15 protein-coding genes are annotated in these 18,754 nt (G+C 40.5%); 8 read left to right on the forward strand and 7 right to left on the reverse strand.

What is annotated here, in order from left to right; genetic code table 11:
• Positions 1–8: 8 nt before the first annotated feature.
• A complete protein-coding gene (locus L1264_RS18645; RefSeq protein ID WP_199526982.1) occupies positions 9–3,182 on the forward strand; it encodes a pilus assembly protein in 3,174 nt (1,057 codons plus the stop codon).
• Between the two features lie 166 nt (positions 3,183–3,348).
• A complete protein-coding gene (locus L1264_RS18650; protein ID WP_199526981.1) occupies positions 3,349–3,798 on the forward strand; it encodes a type IV pilin protein in 450 nt (149 codons plus the stop codon).
• 5 nt (positions 3,799–3,803) lie between these two features.
• On the opposite strand, the gene L1264_RS18655 is transcribed toward L1264_RS18650, so the two are convergent.
• Together L1264_RS18655 and L1264_RS18660 are read right to left on the reverse strand one after the other, a co-directional pair.
• Positions 3,804–4,340, reverse strand: coding sequence for a GspH/FimT family pseudopilin (locus L1264_RS18655; RefSeq protein WP_199526980.1), 537 nt, complete (start codon positions 4,338–4,340; stop codon positions 3,804–3,806).
• 68 nt (positions 4,341–4,408) lie between these two features.
• Positions 4,409–4,993, reverse strand: a complete 585-nt coding sequence (locus L1264_RS18660; protein ID WP_199526979.1) for a GspH/FimT family pseudopilin — start codon at positions 4,991–4,993, stop codon at positions 4,409–4,411.
• A gap of 138 nt (positions 4,994–5,131) precedes the next feature.
• On the opposite strand from L1264_RS18660, the gene L1264_RS18665 reads away from it, so the two are divergent.
• Positions 5,132–5,470: a P-II family nitrogen regulator gene (locus tag L1264_RS18665; protein WP_135925568.1), complete on the forward strand. Its 339-nt coding sequence runs from the start codon at positions 5,132–5,134 to the stop codon at positions 5,468–5,470.
• A 328-nt stretch (positions 5,471–5,798) separates the two neighbouring features.
• Here the strand turns inward: L1264_RS18665 and L1264_RS18670 are convergent, their stop codons facing one another.
• Complete coding sequence (locus L1264_RS18670; protein ID WP_135925563.1) at positions 5,799–6,557, reverse strand: outer membrane protein assembly factor BamD; 759 nt, start codon at positions 6,555–6,557, stop codon at positions 5,799–5,801.
• Between the two features lie 138 nt (positions 6,558–6,695).
• Between L1264_RS18670 and rluD the strand changes: the two genes are divergently transcribed.
• The 3 genes from rluD (at position 6,696) to clpB (ending at position 11,075) form a co-directional block, all read left to right on the forward strand.
• Positions 6,696–7,673 (forward strand): 23S rRNA pseudouridine(1911/1915/1917) synthase RluD, encoded by a 978-nt coding sequence (gene rluD / locus L1264_RS18675; protein ID WP_138556838.1) that lies wholly within the window; start codon positions 6,696–6,698, stop codon positions 7,671–7,673.
• Between the two features lie 5 nt (positions 7,674–7,678).
• Complete coding sequence (gene pgeF / locus L1264_RS18680) at positions 7,679–8,401, forward strand: peptidoglycan editing factor PgeF (protein ID WP_138556839.1); 723 nt, start codon at positions 7,679–7,681, stop codon at positions 8,399–8,401.
• A 97-nt stretch (positions 8,402–8,498) separates the two neighbouring features.
• Positions 8,499–11,075, forward strand: a complete 2,577-nt coding sequence (gene clpB, locus L1264_RS18685; RefSeq protein WP_138556840.1) for an ATP-dependent chaperone ClpB — start codon at positions 8,499–8,501, stop codon at positions 11,073–11,075.
• 59 nt (positions 11,076–11,134) lie between these two features.
• Here the strand turns inward: clpB and L1264_RS18690 are convergent, their stop codons facing one another.
• Entirely contained in the window at positions 11,135–12,682 is a 1,548-nt protein-coding gene (locus tag L1264_RS18690) for a methyl-accepting chemotaxis protein (protein ID WP_199527393.1), read from the reverse strand.
• A gap of 393 nt (positions 12,683–13,075) precedes the next feature.
• Between L1264_RS18690 and gshA the strand changes: the two genes are divergently transcribed.
• Positions 13,076–14,650 (forward strand): glutamate--cysteine ligase, encoded by a 1,575-nt coding sequence (gene gshA, locus L1264_RS18695; RefSeq protein WP_199527392.1) that lies wholly within the window; start codon positions 13,076–13,078, stop codon positions 14,648–14,650.
• Positions 14,651–14,786: 136 nt separating this feature from the next.
• Entirely contained in the window at positions 14,787–15,395 is a 609-nt protein-coding gene (locus L1264_RS18700) for a transglycosylase SLT domain-containing protein (protein WP_135925550.1), read from the forward strand.
• Positions 15,396–15,442: 47 nt separating this feature from the next.
• Here the strand turns inward: L1264_RS18700 and L1264_RS18705 are convergent, their stop codons facing one another.
• The 3 genes from L1264_RS18705 to L1264_RS18715 form a co-directional block, all read right to left on the reverse strand.
• Entirely contained in the window at positions 15,443–16,282 is an 840-nt protein-coding gene (locus L1264_RS18705) for a mechanosensitive ion channel family protein (RefSeq protein ID WP_135925547.1), read from the reverse strand.
• 167 nt (positions 16,283–16,449) lie between these two features.
• The gene (locus L1264_RS18710) at positions 16,450–17,718 is read right to left on the reverse strand and encodes an HlyC/CorC family transporter (protein ID WP_135925545.1); all 1,269 of its coding nucleotides are present in this window, start codon (positions 17,716–17,718) and stop codon (positions 16,450–16,452) included.
• A 61-nt stretch (positions 17,719–17,779) separates the two neighbouring features.
• On the reverse strand, positions 17,780–18,583 hold the full coding sequence (locus tag L1264_RS18715) for a cytochrome C assembly family protein (RefSeq protein ID WP_135925543.1): 804 nt from the start codon (positions 18,581–18,583) through the stop codon (positions 17,780–17,782).
• Positions 18,584–18,754: the final 171 nt, after the last annotated feature.

Genomic DNA, 18,754 nt, shown 5'->3' on the forward strand with positions numbered 1-18,754 from the left:
GGGTTGTAATGAATATAGGAAAATTAATCAGCAAAATCTTGCTTGGTAGTGCTGTTATTTTCAGCTCAATGGCCCATGCTGAAGACATTGAACTGTACGTTAATCATAATGTAAAGCTCGATGAGAAACCCCGTGTTCTGATAGTTTTCGATACCTCAGGTAGTATGGCATTCTCAACAAGCTCAGGTTTTAACTGTGGTTTTTCGTATGGGCGATATATTCTTTGCCCTGATAGCCGGTTAGGTATCGCTCAAGATGCTATAACTAATTTAATTGATGGAAATGACGATATAGATTTTGGCTTAATGCGTTTTAATGGACTTGATGGGGGATATGTTCTTGCGGGTATCGGTTCTTCTAACTCTTTTCTAAAGCAAACGATTGCTACATTACCTGCTAATGGGGGGACGCCCTTAACCGAAACACTCTGGGAAGCTTATTTGTATATCACTGGGAAAAGCCTTTACTACGGTGCAAAGGTGGCTGAGGCGCTACGTGATAATTCAATTGAGAACAAAACGGTTTCAGGTCCATGGTGGAATCGTTACTATACCTATTCATACATCTCTCCCTTTGATAATACAGAAGAAGTTAAACGCTGTGACCATTCTGTAAATGTCATCTACATGACTGATGGCGATCCTAGCTCAGGTTCAGATAATGAACAAGATGGCACTATCAGTAATCTGTACCAATCGTATTTTGGCCGCTATTTGGGCGACTCAGATCGTATCGCGGGTGTATACCTCCACAAGCTTGCGCAAATAATTCATGGCTCGGAAAATGTTAAAGTTGACTTATTTCCTTCGACTAGTGAGATCCATGAGACAGGCCGCGTTTATACTATCGGATTTGGAAGTGGTATGAGCGAAAACGGTAAGCGTTTACTGTCTGAGACAGCAAAGTTAGGGGGGGGGAAATACCTTCACGCAAATACTGCTGATCAGCTTTCTGATGCACTAAAAAATACGATAACTCAAATTAGGGAAGTGAACGATAGTTTTACCTCTCCTTCTGTTGCGAGTAACAATGTTGACCAAACACGTAGTAGAGAGTCGATTTATTATGCGATGTTTTATCCTAAAACAGGGGCTCGTTGGCGCGGAAATTTGAAAAAATTAAAAGTGTCTGGCGACAAAATCACTGATAAAGATGGAAAACCTGCTTTAAATGAAGATGGCCTAATTGATAAAAATGCGAAAACATTTTGGTTACCAAGTGGCGAAGGAGCAGATGGTAGCTCAGTAGAACTCGGTGGGGTGAATGCATATTTGGCACTTCAAGATAGCGTTCCTTATGCACAGGGAAGGCGGGTTATATTATCAAATCTAAAAGGGAATGTACTACGTCATTTTTCTGGTTGGAATGCAATAGATTACTACGGTAGTGTTGAAAAGGCAGCTGAAGCATTCGGTGTTAGTGGCGCAACCAGACAAGAGTTGTATGATCTTGCTTTCTGGTCGCGTGGTGTAGATGTAGATGATGAAGATAAAGATGGATCTACCAGTGATTCGCGTAATGACATATTCGGTGATCCATTGCATTCAAAACCTGTAACGATTGATTACGGTAATGATGATATCCGAATTTTAATTGGCACTAATGCTGGCTACTTGCATATGTTCCAAGATAAAAATGACGAATTAAGCGAAAGTTGGGCATTTATACCTAGAAGTCTATATAAAATTATTAAGCCGCTACGTGATAATCAAGCAGACACAAAAGTCTATGGTGTAGACGGACCTATCTCTGTTTTCTTTGATGATAAAAATGGAGACGGTGTTGTTAATGATAGTGATCGTGTTTGGGCATTCTTTGGTTTAAGACGAGGCGGTAATTATTATTATGGCCTTGATATTACAAATCCTAATTCTCCTAAATTATTGTGGGATGAGCCTATCAAAGGGGGAACTGGTGACTTTTTAGAGCTTGGTCAAACCTGGTCAAAGCCAATCGTAACCTACATTAATTTAGCAGGTTATGAGGACCGCCCTGTATTAGTTTTTGGGGGCGGATATGACACAAATAAAGATAATGTTTCGCGCTCCAATGATAGTAAAGGGCGGGGTATATTCATTGTTGATGCGCAAACAGGTAAGAAAATTTGGGCCCTGACTCCAACTGAAAATGGCTTTTTAGGAAAGCACAGCATTGCTTCTGATATTAGCATTCTTGATTCAGATTATGATGGCTATGTAGATAGATTGTATGCAGCGGATACAGGTGGAGATATATGGCGTGTTGATATGCCCTCAAATAACCCTAATGATTCACAAAAACCATGGACGCATTTTAAATTAGCGAGCCTAGGTGGTGCTTTGTCTACTCAAGATCGTCGTTTTTTCTATAAACCAATGATTGCTCGTACAATGTTCAGCAAAGTATCAGAAACCACTTTTGAAGGGAAAACGATTAAAACGCGAATTGATACGCCATTTGACGCAGTATTAATTGGTAGCGGAAACCGCGCTAAGCCTCTTTCTTCGACAGCCAACGATCAACTTTTTATGATCCGTGATATTAATACCGTGACAAAATCATTTAAAGGTGCTGATGTACCTGACGTGATCACTCAAGCAGACTTAATGAATGTAGATTCGGATCCTTTTGGCAAAGCTATTGACGATGTCGAAAAATTCACAGAACTAGAAGTAACGCTCGGAGAGTTTAAAGGTTGGTACTATAACTTGCCGGCCTCGGGAGAAAAGTCACTAGCTGCAAGTACGGTTATTGGTGGTGTAGCTTATTTTACTAGCTTTTCTCCTGCGACAGCCACTGCAAACCAATGTTCATTGACTGGTGGTTCTGGCGGTCTTTATGCTTTTCATTTACATTATGGCACCAAAGTCTATGACAGTTTAAAATTCACAACTTCGAACGATGTTCCAGACACGCCTCAACTTTATTTTGGCGTTGGTGATAGTTGTGTCGATGGAAATAGCGATGGTTTTTGTGATGACAATACTAGCGAAAAAGTGAGAGAACAAAGCCAGTTTTTATCGATTGGACCTGGAGTTAAGGGCGCTCAAAACCCATTCAAAGTACAAGAAATCTTAGGCCCTGGGTTAACAATTGAAAACGGTAAAATAAAACTTGTTAGTGATAAAGTGCCAATTGGTTTTGGTTTTAAAACCCAACAGATGTATATTTATAAACAAGAAAAACTCGATCTAACTTACTAGTAAAAATTAATTAATTTAATTATTCGGTGTAGTTCTAAAGTTTGATTATGGTTTTGTTGTTACATTTTTATACCTTTTAGAAAGGTATAAAAATAAAGTTAATTGCAATCATAAAAAACTGAACCTATTATAATCAAATGTATAGCGAGTCTTTGAGAAATATTTGATGGGTATAAAATATATAAGATCAAGAAATAAAAATAAGCAGTCAGGTTTTACCTTAATTGAACTAATGATTACGGTTGCTATTTTAGGAATTATAGCAAGCATTGCTATACCGAGTTATTTCGAGCACGTTAAGCGTGCTGCGAGGACTGAGGCTATTGCAGCTTTATTAGATATAGCAAATAAACAGGAGCAATACTTTGCGGATAATCGTCAATACGCTACCACATTTGATCAACTTGGCTTAAACGATACCACGGAAAATGGTTATTACCGTTTAAGGCTGGAAGTTAATAACACTGTCGGCCGCGCAGTTTTCTATGCATCAGCTATTGCAATTGCAGGCCCACCTGCCAAAGATACTGAATGTACAAGATTAATAATAGACGACCGTGGTATTCAGCGTCATGGAGGCTCTGCAGCGTCTCCTGATGTTTGCTGGGGTCGCTAATTAGCTTATTGCTGGCATTTGTTCGTATCTTTTACTTTCACCCTGCCAACAATATTTACCGATATAGCAAGCCCACTTAGGCTTGCTTCTTTGTATTCGGGACAATAAATAAAAGTTCCATTATTGAGCCCCATTGGTCTTCCGTTTGGCAAAAAGGTCAATGCATTATGTGTATTATAAGTAAGCATATCAAGCTTATTGATTGCTTCAAACTGTACTATTTTAGTGTCATTATTATCAAACACACCAATTTCACCATTATCGACAAAGACGGTAAGTTCTTTATGCCAGAATTCATAGTTACATGAATTATTGTGCAATGGGCAAAACGTAACATACGCATTGTTTGCTTGTGCATTTAAGCGGCTAATAGCGACTGCGCGTTTGATAAGTTGTACTTGATTATCTAAACGGTTTTTCGCAAGGAAAGGTTTTAACTCGAACAATGCTAGGTTTAAAAGTATCGAAACAATCGATACCACTATTAAAACTTCAATGAGTGTTGCGCCAAGTTCTCGACGATAAAAGAGATGTGCCTTCATCCTTGAAGACTCCCTATGATATGTTTTATTTAAATATAAGTGTACCTAAAATCCTGTCAAGTGTTTATTTAATTACATTTAAGGTTTGTATCACCAAGGTAAAAGGCGCTACCTGACTTGTTTACTTGAAGAGCTTTATTATTGTCATTATTATCAGGGTTAGGGCAATATATAAAGGTACCAGCTTGAGTAAGTATACTGCCGCTAGTATCGAAAATAATTTGTGGATCTCCGGTGAATATAATTACATCATTAGTACGCGGGGGGGGGAGCACCCTATAGACCTCGTCACCATAATAAGGTTCGAACCATTGAATTACATTACGAGGATACCTTTCTTTATCGTTACTAAACATAAAGATAACTTGTTCCTGGGCGTGATTTTGTGACAGTGGGTGGCAGATACTTACTTGGTCGCTTTTTATACGGCTGTACCAGCCTTTGCATATTGTTACTTGGGTATCTGTACTAACAGCTTTAGCACGAGCAAAGCTTATAACCCGCTGCAAGTCGAGTAAGTAATTTTCTGCTCTATTATTTTCTAAGTTATCTGAGCTGTCCCATAACGCAATTGTGGCAACAATGCCGACAATCGTAAGGGTAATCATTAATTCTAAAAGCGTGAAGCCTTTATGTTTCCTGTTGTTTTTCATTGCTTGTACCTCACTTACAAGTAGTTTAATAATAATATCACGCTTTGTTTATAGTGCACCTATTTGTTCAGTTTGTTTGCTATGCTGACATGGATTGTCTAAAATCGAGGCAAATATGTTTTAAACTAACTGGTTACTATGAAAAAAATAGAAGCAATTATAAAACCCTTTAAGCTTGATGATGTTCGTGAAGCGTTGTCAGATGTGGGTATCACAGGAATGACGGTTAGCGAAGTTAAGGGCTTTGGCCGTCAAAAGGGGCACACTGAGCTTTACCGCGGTGCTGAGTACATGGTTGATTTTTTACCGAAAGTTAAACTTGATATTGTACTTAGCGATGAAGATGTTGATAGAGCGATTGAAGTGATCGTTAAAACATCGCAAACAGGTAAAATTGGCGATGGTAAAATCTTTGTCACTGATGTTGAACGTGTAGTACGTATTCGTACCGCCGAAGAAGATGAAGATGCGATTTAATTAGTATACCCAAGCCACCTCAAGATGCAGAATTCAGCGATTCACAGGTGCTTAATATCAAGGCGTTACTTTGCAAGAATGGTAGTCCCTTTTAAGAAGTAACAACGATGAGAGTAAGTGCCTGTGAGCGCCCAAAGGGTTGGTTTAAAAGCGATTTATACTGCGTTATTGATTTTAACAATAGAACCACTATTACTTGCAATCAATGCCTTGCCTAAATCGCTTTTAATTCCAACTGAAACTCGCACCTTGAGGTGGTTTGGGTATATTCGATCGCAAACATTAAAAAAGGCGCCTATGGCGCCTTTTTTAATGTAAATGTGATGAATTAACGTTTATTCGCTTCACGCGTTGCTTTAGCATGCGCGCTTAGCTCAGGTAAGCCGAGTTTGTCGTAACTTTTTTCCATGATTTCTAAAGCTTGATCTAAGTAGCTGCTTTGTGAGTAATGCTCAACTACATATTTGCCACGGTTAGCGGCAGCAAGATATGCTTCGCGTTCATAGTAATATTCAGCCACTTTTAACTCGTAGCGCGCCATTTTGTTGAGAAGCCACACTAAACGTTTTTTTGCTTCTGGCGCATAAGCGCTATTAGGATAGCGTTTTAATAATGTTGATAAGTCAGTGAAAGCAACACGGGTACGATTTGCATCTCTATCCGCACGGTCTACGCCAAAATATTCTTGGAAAGCATTTTGGTCTGCTTTAATGTTCACTAAGCCACGCATGTAGTACATGTAATCTAAATCTTTGTGGTTTGGGTTCAAGCGAATAAAGCGGTCAATAGTTGCAAGTGCTTGTTCAGTATTACCTGCTTGATAGTGAGCATACACTAGGTCCATTTGTACTTGCTTTGATAGCGGACCAAAAGGATAGCGAGAGTCAATAGCACTCAACAACTCAATTGCTCGAGCGTATAAGCCTGAATCTAATGTTTGTTTCGCATCTTCATATAAAGCTTGCGCAGATTTATTAGGAACGCGTTGGATATCTTCTTGATCTGGTGCTGACGAGCAAGCCCCTAAACCAAGTACTGTAACTGAAAAAACAATGGCGAACGCACGTTTCCCTATTTTATTTATCATTTTATTTATTACCTTCGATGTCTTCGGCTAGGCCAACAGAGGAAAACCGAGTAAACTATACGTATTATACAATGCTTAATAAAGCGATTCTAACCCAGTCGAGCACAGCTTGCACTGGTAAATTGGGTAAAGTTACTAATGTCAGAGCAAATTTCTCTCCAAGCCGAGGTTCCAATAGACCTTGGCGGTAAACGTCTAGACCAAGTATTGGCGCAATTGTTCCCTGATTATTCGCGTTCACGGATAAAAACATGGATTTTGGATGACAAAATCACGGTAAACGGCGAAATATTGAACACGCCTCGCGAAAAATTACTCGGTGGCGAAATGGTCAGTGTAGAAACAACCATTGAGGCTCCTCGAGAATATGAGGCACAAAATATCAAATTAAACATCGTTTATGAAGACGATGATATATTAGTTATCAATAAACCGATGGGGCTAGTTGTTCACCCTGGTGCAGGTAACCCTGATGGTACTGTTTTAAATGCTTTACTTCATCATTACCCTGACATTATCAATGTGCCACGTGCCGGTATTGTTCATCGTCTAGATAAAGACACCACAGGTTTAATGGTGGTTGCTAAAACTATTCCCGCGCAAACACATTTAGTGACGGCATTGCAAAAGCGCGAAAACTTCACCCGTGAATACGAAGCAATTTGTAATGGCACTATGACTGCAGGTGGTATGGTTGAAAAACCAATTGGCCGTCATGCAACAAAGCGTACTCATATGGCTGTTCATGAAATGGGCAAACCAGCGATAACGCATTACCGTGTTGCAGAAAAATTCCGTGCTCACACGCGCTTACGTTTACGCTTAGAAACAGGTCGAACTCACCAAATTCGTGTGCACATGGCTTATTTAAATCACCCATTAGTTGGCGATCAACTTTATGGTGGTCGCCCGCGTCCGCCTAAGGGCGCAACACCTGAACTGTTCCAAATGCTACGCGACTTTAAACGCCAAGCATTACATGCAGTTAAGCTTTCTATCGCGCATCCTATAACGGGTGAGTTAATGACATGGCAAGCGCCAATTCCAGATGATATGGCAGCGATGACAGAAGCTCTTCGTGCTGATACTAAAGCAAACCCAAATATCGAGTTTTAAGCGTTATGATCACACCAGCATGGACAGCCCCAAAAACTGTTAGCGCACTGAGTACCACCCGACAGGGCGGTGTATCCGTTGCACCCTTTGATAGTTTTAATATGGGTTTACATGTTGGTGATGATGAGCAAGCCGTGCTTGCAAATCGCGCGTTACTTACAAATCAGCTGCCAAACCCTGCTGTGTGGTTGAACCAAACACATAGCAGCGAAGTGGTGGTGATTGATGAAAGGTCTGAGCTAAGTGAGTTGCGCTCTGCTGACGCACTTTATACTCGTTTAGTAAAACAACCGCTTGCGATAATGACCGCAGATTGCTTACCCGTACTATTTTGCTCGGCTTCGGGTAATGAAGTTGCTGCAGCACACGGCGGATGGCGAGGCTTAGCTCAGGGCATTTTAGCTAATACAGTGGCACATTTTAAAGCAAAACCAAGCGAGATAATTGTTTGGCTTGGCCCTGCTATTGGCCCATCACAATTTGAAGTGGGCCCAGAAGTAAAAGAATGCTTTTGTGAATTGAATCCTGAGCATCAAAGCGCATTTAAAGTTAAGGGCAATAAGTATTTAGCGGATATTTACCTGCTCGCACGTCAACAATTAACACAATTAGGTGTAATAAACGTTTACGGTGGTGAGCATTGTACCGTCACTGATAAATCACAGTTTTTCTCTTATCGCCGCGACGGGCAAACTGGCCGCATGGCTAGCTTGATCTGGCGCAATTAATACGCCTTTTTTGCGATTAAATTTTCTTCTTTACTTGAACAAATCACTAAGCATACCCATTAATTAAGCAATTAGATTTTTTAATAGGTAAACCCTTATGCGTTTAGATAGATTTACAAGTAAATTTCAATCTGCGCTTTCAGATGCGCAGTCATTAGCACTTGGGCGCGACCATCAATTTATTGAGCCTGTGCATTTAATGTATTCATTGCTACAGCAAAATGGTTCAAGTGTGCGCGCGCTACTTGCACAAGCAGGCGTCAGTGCAGATGAGTTAAACACCAAGTTATCACAAGAAATTGAGAAGCTGTTTAAAGTTGAAGGTATTGGCGGTGATGTTCAGCTGTCAAATAACCTGATTTCGTTAATCAACTTGTGTGATAAATATGCCCAAAAGCGCAAAGATAAATTCATTTCGAGTGAGTTATTTGTCCTTGCTGCGTGTGACGATAAAGGTCCACTTGGGGATATTTTCAAAGCACTGAATATTACTTCTAGCAAAATTGAAGCCGCAATCGAAGCTATTCGTGGTGGCCAAAAAGTTGATGATCCCAATGCTGAAGAAACCCGTCAGGCATTAAAAAAGTTCACCATCGATTTAACTGAGCGAGCAGAGCAAGGCAAGCTTGACCCTGTTATTGGCCGTGATGACGAAATTCGTCGCACTATTCAAGTATTACAACGCCGTACTAAAAATAATCCGGTGTTAATTGGTGAGCCGGGTGTAGGTAAAACGGCGATTGCTGAAGGTCTTGCGCAGCGAATTATCAACGGTGAAGTACCTGAGGGCTTAAAAAACAAGCGAGTATTATCGCTCGATTTAGGTGCGTTGGTTGCCGGTGCTAAATACCGTGGTGAATTTGAAGAGCGTTTAAAATCAGTTTTGAATGAACTTGCCAAAGAAGAAGGCCAAGTCATCCTGTTTATCGATGAAATCCATACTATGGTAGGTGCAGGAAAAACGGACGGCGCTATGGATGCGGGTAATATGTTAAAGCCTGCACTTGCCCGTGGTGAGTTACATTGCGTGGGTGCCACAACACTTGATGAGTATCGTCAATACATCGAAAAAGATGCTGCACTTGAACGCCGCTTCCAAAAAGTATTTGTTGATGAACCGTCGGTTGAAGACACCATCGCAATTTTACGTGGTTTAAAAGAGCGATATGAACTGCATCATTCAGTTGATATTACCGATCCCGCTATCGTTGCTGCGGCGCAGCTGTCGCATCGTTACATCAGCGATCGCCAATTACCAGATAAGGCGATTGATTTAATTGATGAAGCGGGTTCTTCAATTCGTTTGCAAATTGACTCAAAACCAGAGTCTTTAGACAAACTTGAGCGACGTATTATTCAGTTAAAGCTTGAAGACAATGCGTTGGCGAAAGAAAAAGATGAAGCGAGCCAAAAACGCCGCACCGAAATGCAAGAGTTGATCACTGAACTTGAAGCTCAATACCGTGAATTAGACGAAGTGTGGAATGCTGAGAAGGCTTCATTGCAAGGCACGCAAGTAATCAAAGCTGAGCTTGAACAGGCGCGTCTTGATTTAGAAGTGGCACGTCGTGCCAGCGACTTACAACGCATGTCTGAGCTGCAATATGGTCGTATCCCTGAGCTTGAACGCAAACTAGACCTTGCTTCACAAGCCGAAATGCAAGAAATGAGTTTGCTTAAAAATCAGGTCGGTGAGGATGAAATTGCGGAAATTTTATCGCGTTGGACAGGTATTCCAGTATCAAAAATGTTGCAAGGTGAGCGCGAAAAGCTACTGCAAATGGAAGATCAATTACACCACAAAGTGATTGGTCAAGATGAGGCTGTTGTTGCTGTTGCTAATGCAATTCGTCGCTCTCGCGCAGGACTTGCTGATCCAAATCGCCCAATCGGTTCATTCTTATTCTTAGGTCCAACAGGGGTGGGTAAAACAGAGCTGACTAAAGCTCTTGCTAGCTTCATGTTTGACACCGAAGATGCCATGGTGCGCATTGATATGTCTGAGTTTATGGAGAAACACTCAGTGGCACGTTTAGTGGGTGCGCCTCCAGGTTATGTCGGCTACGAAGAGGGTGGCTATTTAACAGAAGCTGTCCGTCGTCGTCCTTATTCAGTTATTTTATTGGATGAGGTCGAAAAAGCGCACCCAGATGTATTTAACATTTTGCTGCAAGTCCTTGATGATGGTCGCTTAACGGATGGTCAGGGTCGTACCGTTGATTTTAAAAATACGGTGATCATTATGACCTCTAACTTAGGCTCAGATATTATTCAAGAGCAAGCCGGTTCAAATGATTATGCGACGTTAAAAGAAAAAGTAATGGGCGTATTGGTGAGTCAGTTCCGTCCTGAGTTTATTAACCGAATCGACGAAACTGTGGTATTCCACCCGCTTGCTAATGAGCATATTAAAGAAATCGCCGATATTCAATTAAGCAAGCTACGCGAGCGCTTAACAGAAAAAGGCTATATTCTTGAAGTAACGGATGCAGCATTAGATCGTATCGCTGAAAGTGGCTTTGATCCTGTTTATGGTGCAAGACCGCTAAAACGTGCAATTCAACATACCATTGAAAACCCATTAGCACAGCGCTTGTTAGGGGGCGATTATCAACCTGGTGCCATTATTCATATTGACGCCGATGAAAATGGCCTTGTTTTCTCAAGTCGTTAATATGCTTTAAAAGCAAAAAGCCGCATTCATACAATGCGGCTTTTTTGTATTAACTAAGTTTAAACTTTAAACGTTAACAGCATATCATTTACTTTGCGTGAACCTTCAACCAGCCCTGCAGCGTCTTTAGCGACGTTGTAGCTAAGTTTTAAGTTTTCCTCACTATGTTCTTTGATGCTGTCGACATTTTCGCGAATATCAGCGCTCACAACTTGTTGCTCTTCAGCTGCTGTCGAAATTTCTGCAGCAAGACCTGAAATCTCATTTATTTGCGCAAAAATACTCGCTAACTCAGTTTTAGTATGGGCCGTTGTATTAACACAACTATCAGCTTGCGTTTTAGTTGACTGCATTACTTTCGACCAGCTAAACAAGGTATCTTGAATTTCTTTTATTGAGCTGTGAATTTGTGATGTAGCATTTTGAGTGCGTGATGAAAGCGCACGTACCTCATCAGCTACAACCGCAAAACCACGACCATGTTCACCAGCGCGAGCTGCTTCAATTGCTGCGTTGAGCGCTAATAAATTTGTTTGTTCAGCAATACCTTCAATCTCACTCATTACTTGGCCAATCTTGTCTGCTTCGCTGGCAAGAGAGTTAGCGGTGCTCGCTGCTTGCTCAACTTGGTTAGCCAGATCAGACACCATAGAGCTATTTTCTTCAATATGAAGTTTTATATCATTACAGCTTTGGTACGTTGTATTGACTTTCTCAGCAGTGTGGTGAGTGTTTGCAGATATTTCACCAATAGTTGTACTCATCTGACTCATCGCAGCAGCAATATCACTTAAACGATGACCCTGTGCTGCAATTCCTTGCTCTGTTAGCGATGATTGCTTATCTAGGTTGGTGGCAATATCTTTAAATGAGTAAGTAGAGTCTTTAATACGGCCAAGTACGGTTCGTAGCTTAGCAAATAACATTTGCTGATTATAAGTCGCAATACTAAATGGGTGGGAGCCCGAATACACATAGCGAGATACCGAGTCAAACTCAGCACGCTGCTGTTTTAAATGGCTAGGCGTTACAATGAGTTCGTCATAATTGAGTACAAAAAGTGCTGCAATGAGGGCAGCTGCAGCTAAGGCAACAATCCATGACGTAGTAAGCGCCAAAGCAACAATGCCAGCAACTAATAATACCGAAGATAAGGTTTGTCTTAGCGAAATATTTTCACGAAATGACGCGACAGACTTGCCGTTATTAATTTTAGTGTAAAGCGCCATTGCACGAGTTTTTAACTGTTCAGATGGTTTTGTTCGCACTGACTGATAGCCAACGAGCTGACCGTGTTCGTATATAGGTGTAACAAACGCATCAACCCAATAGTAGCGACCATCTTTACAGAGGTTTTTTACCATGCCACGCCATGAATGGCCTTGCTTTAGTTTTTCCCACATCTCTTTAAATGCCGCTTTTGGCATATCTGGGTGGCGTACTATATTGTGGTTTTTCCCGAGTAACTCCTCTTCGGTATAACCAGCAATGGTACAAAATTCCTTATTTACGTATGTGATGATGCCGCGTAAATCTGTTGTAGAGACAAGCTCTTGATGTTCGGAGTATGTCACTTCTTGATTGATTATTTCTTGCCCACGACGCATATGAGTCCTTGAAATGTACTTTTTTATGGTGTGCGGATTATAGTCTCAGAAAAATGTAAGGGAAGGGGGAACATATTGATAACTGTTAAAGTTTTAAAAATTTCACCTTTCCCTTGATCTAAAACAATATCTTGCGAGAATTATTGTGTTTAGCCTCACCTTTTCATATTAGGCAAAAGGTCTAATGTTCACAAGTTAGTGATAAAAATTATACAGATGAATAGATTTAGCATTAATTAAGTGCCACTAAAGCAATTGTATAATGCTATTCACAATGGCAAGATTGTGCTTCAAGTGGTGAGGTGGTAATTGAATGTTATTTTTCGCACTTGAGTAATTATTTTTTGCCCCCATACCCTTAGGATTACAGCCACGCGGCTCGAGGAAGCATTTTTGATAAAACATGATTTAAATAAAACGCTAGAAGCGTTAACGGCACAATTTCCTAACGCTATTAATGGGATTAAACGTGGTATCGAGCGAGAAGCATTAAGGATCAAACCAAATGGTGTTATCTCAGGGCAAGGTCATCCACAAGGCGTTGGTAGCGCTTTAACCAATGATCATGTCACCACTGACTTTTCAGAATCGTTATTAGAATTTATTACTCCAGTGAGCACCTCAGCCGAGGAAACCCTAGCTCAACTTAAAGACTTACAAAAGTTCACCTTATCTCAAATGGGTGACGAACTACTGTGGCCGATTAGTATGCCATGCTTTATTGAGCACCAAGATGATATCGTACTAGCTCAGTTTGGTGATTCAAATATCGGCCGTATGAAAACTCTTTACCGAGAAGGGTTGAAAAATCGCTATGGTAGTATGATGCAAGCGATTGCGGGTGTTCATTTCAATATTTCCTTTCCTGAAAGCTTATGGCAAAGCCTGTATAGTTTAAACGGCAGCCAAGGCACACTTGCAGATTCAATTTCGAATGGTTACTTAGGGCTCATTCGCAACTTTAAGCGCGAGTTATGGTTAATTAGTTTCTTATTTGGCGCTTCGCCTGCGTTGTGTAATTCTTTCTTGCAGGGTCGTCAAACAGACTTACCGTTTAAGAAACTAGGTAAAGGCACACTTTATTTAGAAGTCGGTACGGCACTGCGATTAGGCAACCTTGGTTATACTAATAGCGCACAATCGTCTTTACGAGTTATGTACAATTCATTAGAAGAATATGTAGCAGGTTTAAAAGAAGCGATTCATACGCCATCAGACCTATATGGTCACCTTGATGACTACCGTAGTGAGCAGCCAAAACAACTGAACAAAAATATTCTACAAATTGAAAATGAATTTTACTCACCGATACGTCCTAAACGTAATGCTGCCTCAGGAGAAACACCTACTGATGCCTTATTACGAGGTGGGATCGAGTATATAGAAGTACGCGCGCTAGATGTTAACCCATTCAGTGAAACCGGTATTGATTTACAGCAAATTAGCTTTTTAGACGTATTTTTGACCTATTGTTTATTGTCTGAGTCTCCAGAAATGGATTGGCAGGAACAAAAGTTAAGTACAGCTAATCTTGATGCGGTTGTAAATGAAGGCCGAGACCCTGAGCTTACGTTGAATAAGCAAGGTGAAAAGGTTCTGCTTGTTGACTGGGCTGAATCTATATTTACTAATCTAGCTGCTGTGGCTAACTATATGGATAACGCATATGGTGTGAGCTATTACAGCGAAACAATCGCAGAGCTTGCAAGTTGGGTCAAAAACCCTAATAAAACTTTCTCTGGTCGATATGTCAGTGCACTTGCAAAAGAAAATCAAGATAATGGTCTTTTTGCCTTAACACTTGCGCAAAAATATAAGCAAAACCATGTCGAGGCTGATTATCAATTTTATGATCATGCATTTTTGACTAAACAGGCATCTGATTCAGTGCTTAAAGAGCGAGAAGTAAAAGCAGCAGACAAGCTATCTTTTACTGCGTTTTTAGATGATTATTTTGCTAAAGCTTAATAAGGTGAGTACATAAAAAAACGCAGCCTAGGGAGGCTGCGTCAAAGATTCTTCAGGGATGAAACAATGCTATACTGCTGCATTCATAAGTTCAGACTGACCTGATGAGAAAAAGTTCAGCGAGATACATAAAAAAATGAAAAAAAGTTTAATTATTTTATCGCTGGCCGCTTTAATGGCGGGTTGCGCAACGGCTCCTCCAGAGCAACCTCATGATATTTGTAAGATTTTTGAGGAAAAGCCTGACTGGTACTACGATGCGCGTGATGCGCAAGAAAAGTGGGGCTCACCTAAACACGTACTCATGAGTATGATGTATCAAGAAAGCTCATTTCGCCATGATGCAGCGCCACCTATGGAATATTTCTTATGGGTCATTCCTATTGGCCGAGCCAGTTCAGCGTATGGATACTCGCAAGCAAAAACGCCAACTTGGTCAGATTACATTCGCGAAACTGGTAATAGTGGGGCAGACAGAGACGATTTTGATGATGCGATAGACTTTATGGCTTGGTTTGTTTATAAAACTCATAAAGTAAACGGAATATCAAAATGGGACGCCTACGCGCAGTACTTGAATTACCATGAAGGGTGGGGCGGCTATAAACGCGGTACTTATAAAAGTAAAAAGTGGTTGATGAGTGTTGCCAATAAAGTAAAACACCGAGCTAGCCGGTATGGCGCACAACTTAAAAAGTGCGAAGCTGATCTAGATAAAAACTGGTTTGAACGCTTATTTAGTTAAGGTTTTCATATTAAAAAGCCCGCATTAATATGCGGGCTTTTTAATGGTTATTTACCAGGGAACTGGTGTATATGCACATCGCGTTGTGGGAACGGAATGGTAATATCTTCAGCATCAAATGCTATTTTCACACGTTCGTATAAACCAAAATAGACCGGCCAATAATTATCTGTTTCAACCCAAGCCCAAACGAGCATACCAATATGGCTCTCACCATGTTGACTGACATGTACAACCGGCTTTTTCTCTTCGATATTTTTTAAAACTAGATCGTAGTCATTTAATACCTTCATTAACACATCACGGGCTTTATGTACGTCATCGCCGTAGCTGATACCAAATTCAATCGCAACCCGGTGTAATGGCTCTGAGAACTTATTCTTAACGCAACCATTTGAAAGAGTGCCATTAGGAATAATAATTTTTTCATTATCATAGGTAAGTAAAACGGTAACAAAAATTTGAATTTCAACTACTGTGCCCATATAGCCTTGGGCTTCAATAACATCACCCACTTTAAAGGGCTTAAAGAACAGGATAAGTACACCACCTGCAAAGTTAGCAAGACTGCCTTGTAAGGCCATACCAACGGCCAAACCGGCTGCACCAAGCATTGCAATAAATGAAGTCGTTTCAATTCCTATCATTGACGCAACTGAAATTAGCAGAAGTACTTTTAAAATGACCGAAATAAATGACACCAAAAAGTGTGTAAGTCCCACTTCAAACTTAACCTTGGTCATTGATTTTTCGGCCATATTTGAGATACGACCGATAAGCCACCACCCAACTATTAAAACAACAATAGCGAGAATGAATTTAGGTCCATAGAGTAGCAGTAGCTCAATTGCTTGATTATAAATGTTTTCGATCGATATTTCGTCCATGATTGCTCCTTATTAAATGCGGCAGTTAAATAGCTACTAATAGTAGCCGAAACACTAGCGGTTTGCGGGAGCGTACGTTGTAAATATGAAACTTCAGAAAGGAAATAAGAATTTAGATACAAAAAAGGAGTGGATGACCACTCCTTTTTGTTGAAAATTAATGATGATTAAGTAGTACGCTTACTTGGCAGTACTTTAACAAGTTTAACCATGTTTTCTTTAACTTCGAGAACTTCGATTGGATAGCCAGCAATACGCAAACTGAGGTTTGAGTCTGGGATATCTTCTAAATATTCAACTATTAAACCACTTAGGGTCTTCGGGCCATCAATTGGTAGCTCCCAACCCATTTCTTTATTTAAATCGCGAATATTAGCACCGCCATCTACAAGTACTGAGCCATCATCTTGCTCGGTTACTTCCTCACTTGGTGTACGCGTTTGCGTTGTTGTGAAATCACCCACTACTTCTTCTAAGATATCTTCAAGTGTTACTAAGCCTTGAATATCGCCATATTCATCAACCACTAAACCAATACGTTCTTTCGATTGCTGGAACTTAAGTAGTTGCGTGTTTAGTGATGTGCCTTCAGGAATGAAGTAAATTTCACGAACTGCACGTAATAATGACGGTTTATCAAATTGTTCTTTAGTTAATAGGCGCAGTGCATCACGTGAGTGAATAAAGCCAACAGCATCATCAATTTGGTCACGATATAACAGTACGCGTGTGTGCTGTGCATGAGTAAGCTGGCGGCTGATAAGTTTCCAATCGTCATTAATATCAATCGCAACGATTTCGTTGCGTGGGATCATGATATCTTCAACCGTAACTTGTTCTAAATCTAAAATTGAAGTTAGCATGCTTTGGTGGCGGGCAGGTAAAAGAGCACCTGATTCGTTCACCACGGTTTTTAATTCTTCTTTACTTAGGCTATGTTCTTCAATTTGTGCTGTGGTAATACCAAACAAACGCAACATGCCGTTGGTCATCCAGTTAACGATAACCACAAATGGGAAAAGTATTTTTAACAGCCCTTTGAGCACGATTGAGCTTGGAAAAGCGACTTTCTCTGGATAAAGCGCGGCAAGTGTCTTTGGTGTTACTTCGGCAAAGATTAAAACAACCAGCGTTAGCGCGCCGGTAGCTATTGCGATACCAAGATCACCATACAGGCGAATACCAATGATTGTTGCAACCTGTGCTGCGGCAATATTAACTAAGTTGTTACCAATCAAGATCAGACCAATAAGTCTGTCAGGGCGACTTAACAGTTTGCTGACGCGCTTCGCTGCACGGTGATCTTCTTTAGCAAGATGACGCAGGCGAATGCGGTTAATTGACATAATCCCAGTTTCAGAACCAGAAAAATAAGCAGAAATAAGTATCAATAATCCCAATACAATAAACAGGGTACTAGTCGATATGTCGTCCAACGATGGATCCTTTTTTTATAAATCAGTGCATATTAAGCTAGAGACAGCTTGCTGAGTCAAGTTAAAACTTATTTAGAATCACTTCTTGAATGAAACGGCTGCCAAAATAAGCAAGTGACAAGACAAATGCGGCTATCATGATCGAAAACACAACAGGCTTACCACGCCAGCCTTTACGCAAATGTCCAACAGTGACCACAGTAAAAATCAACCAGGCTACTAACGATAACACTGTTTTATGGATAAACTCACTTGCAAACATCCCCTCTAAGAAGATAAACCCAGAAAGCAGTGCAAAGGTAAGTAAGATAGTACCTAACGTCAGTAATTGGTACAGCTGACGCTCAACCACCATTAATGGGGGAAGATGGCTATGTACAATCGCCAAGTCTTTGCGTTTTAAACGCTTGTCGATAAAATAAAACTGCACAGCATATAAAGTGGCGATGATTAGTACACAGTAAGCTAATAGAGATAACGAAATATGTGTTACCAAGCCGAGCTCAACATTTATTGATTGTAAAATAACGTGATGTGGAATAAATAAGCTGGCGAGCGTTAGTATGGCTGCAAAACCGTAGACTACAGGTAACAAAAGGGTCGCAGGAAATTTAAGTGACACGGCCGTAACCGACACCACAATAACCCAGCAGGTCAATAAGGCAACGTTTACAATGCTTAGGTCTTGGCCATCAGCGCGAAAAACAGAATTCACCAGCAGTAGCATATGAGCAAGAATAGCAACGGTGCTCAAAATCACGGTGAGTTTCTGGCTTGGACCTTGTTTGTGAAAAAGGCGTGAAAGCACATGCGATGTCGCTAACACATAAAACAAACTAGCAATAATTGTTAAACTAATAATCATCGTATTATGGCCACTTAATTTATTCGATAAATCCTTGTCTCATTGATGCCATTGTATTTTATAGCAAGGCAAAAGCATAGAGTTTGTAAAAAGAAACTCAAACAGCGCACTTGAATACTGTATTGTCGGCCATCATTTACGGTATACTGCTAGGAATTAAATTTTAATATT

The organism is Pseudoalteromonas sp. APAL1 (assembly GCF_021532475.1).
In the GTDB taxonomy this organism is placed as follows: Bacteria; Pseudomonadota; Gammaproteobacteria; order Enterobacterales; family Alteromonadaceae; genus Pseudoalteromonas; species Pseudoalteromonas lipolytica_C.

What these genes read in the sequence shown, in the direction of transcription:
- L1264_RS18645 (WP_199526982.1), top strand. Translation starts at nt 9, where the DNA reads ATGAATATAGGAAAATTAATCAGCAAAATCTTGCTTGGTAGTGCTGTT.
- L1264_RS18650 (WP_199526981.1), top strand. Translation starts at nt 3,349, where the DNA reads ATGGGTATAAAATATATAAGATCAAGAAATAAAAATAAGCAGTCAGGT.
- L1264_RS18655 (WP_199526980.1), bottom strand. Translation starts at nt 4,340, where the DNA reads ATGAAGGCACATCTCTTTTATCGTCGAGAACTTGGCGCAACACTCATT.
- L1264_RS18660 (WP_199526979.1), bottom strand. Translation starts at nt 4,993, where the DNA reads ATGAAAAACAACAGGAAACATAAAGGCTTCACGCTTTTAGAATTAATG.
- L1264_RS18665 (WP_135925568.1), top strand. Translation starts at nt 5,132, where the DNA reads ATGAAAAAAATAGAAGCAATTATAAAACCCTTTAAGCTTGATGATGTT.
- L1264_RS18670 (WP_135925563.1), bottom strand. Translation starts at nt 6,557, where the DNA reads ATGATAAATAAAATAGGGAAACGTGCGTTCGCCATTGTTTTTTCAGTT.
- rluD (WP_138556838.1), top strand. Translation starts at nt 6,696, where the DNA reads ATGTCAGAGCAAATTTCTCTCCAAGCCGAGGTTCCAATAGACCTTGGC.
- pgeF (WP_138556839.1), top strand. Translation starts at nt 7,679, where the DNA reads ATGATCACACCAGCATGGACAGCCCCAAAAACTGTTAGCGCACTGAGT.
- clpB (WP_138556840.1), top strand. Translation starts at nt 8,499, where the DNA reads ATGCGTTTAGATAGATTTACAAGTAAATTTCAATCTGCGCTTTCAGAT.
- L1264_RS18690 (WP_199527393.1), bottom strand. Translation starts at nt 12,682, where the DNA reads ATGCGTCGTGGGCAAGAAATAATCAATCAAGAAGTGACATACTCCGAA.
- L1264_RS18700 (WP_135925550.1), top strand. Translation starts at nt 14,787, where the DNA reads ATGAAAAAAAGTTTAATTATTTTATCGCTGGCCGCTTTAATGGCGGGT.
- L1264_RS18705 (WP_135925547.1), bottom strand. Translation starts at nt 16,282, where the DNA reads ATGGACGAAATATCGATCGAAAACATTTATAATCAAGCAATTGAGCTA.
- L1264_RS18715 (WP_135925543.1), bottom strand. Translation starts at nt 18,583, where the DNA reads ATGATTATTAGTTTAACAATTATTGCTAGTTTGTTTTATGTGTTAGCG.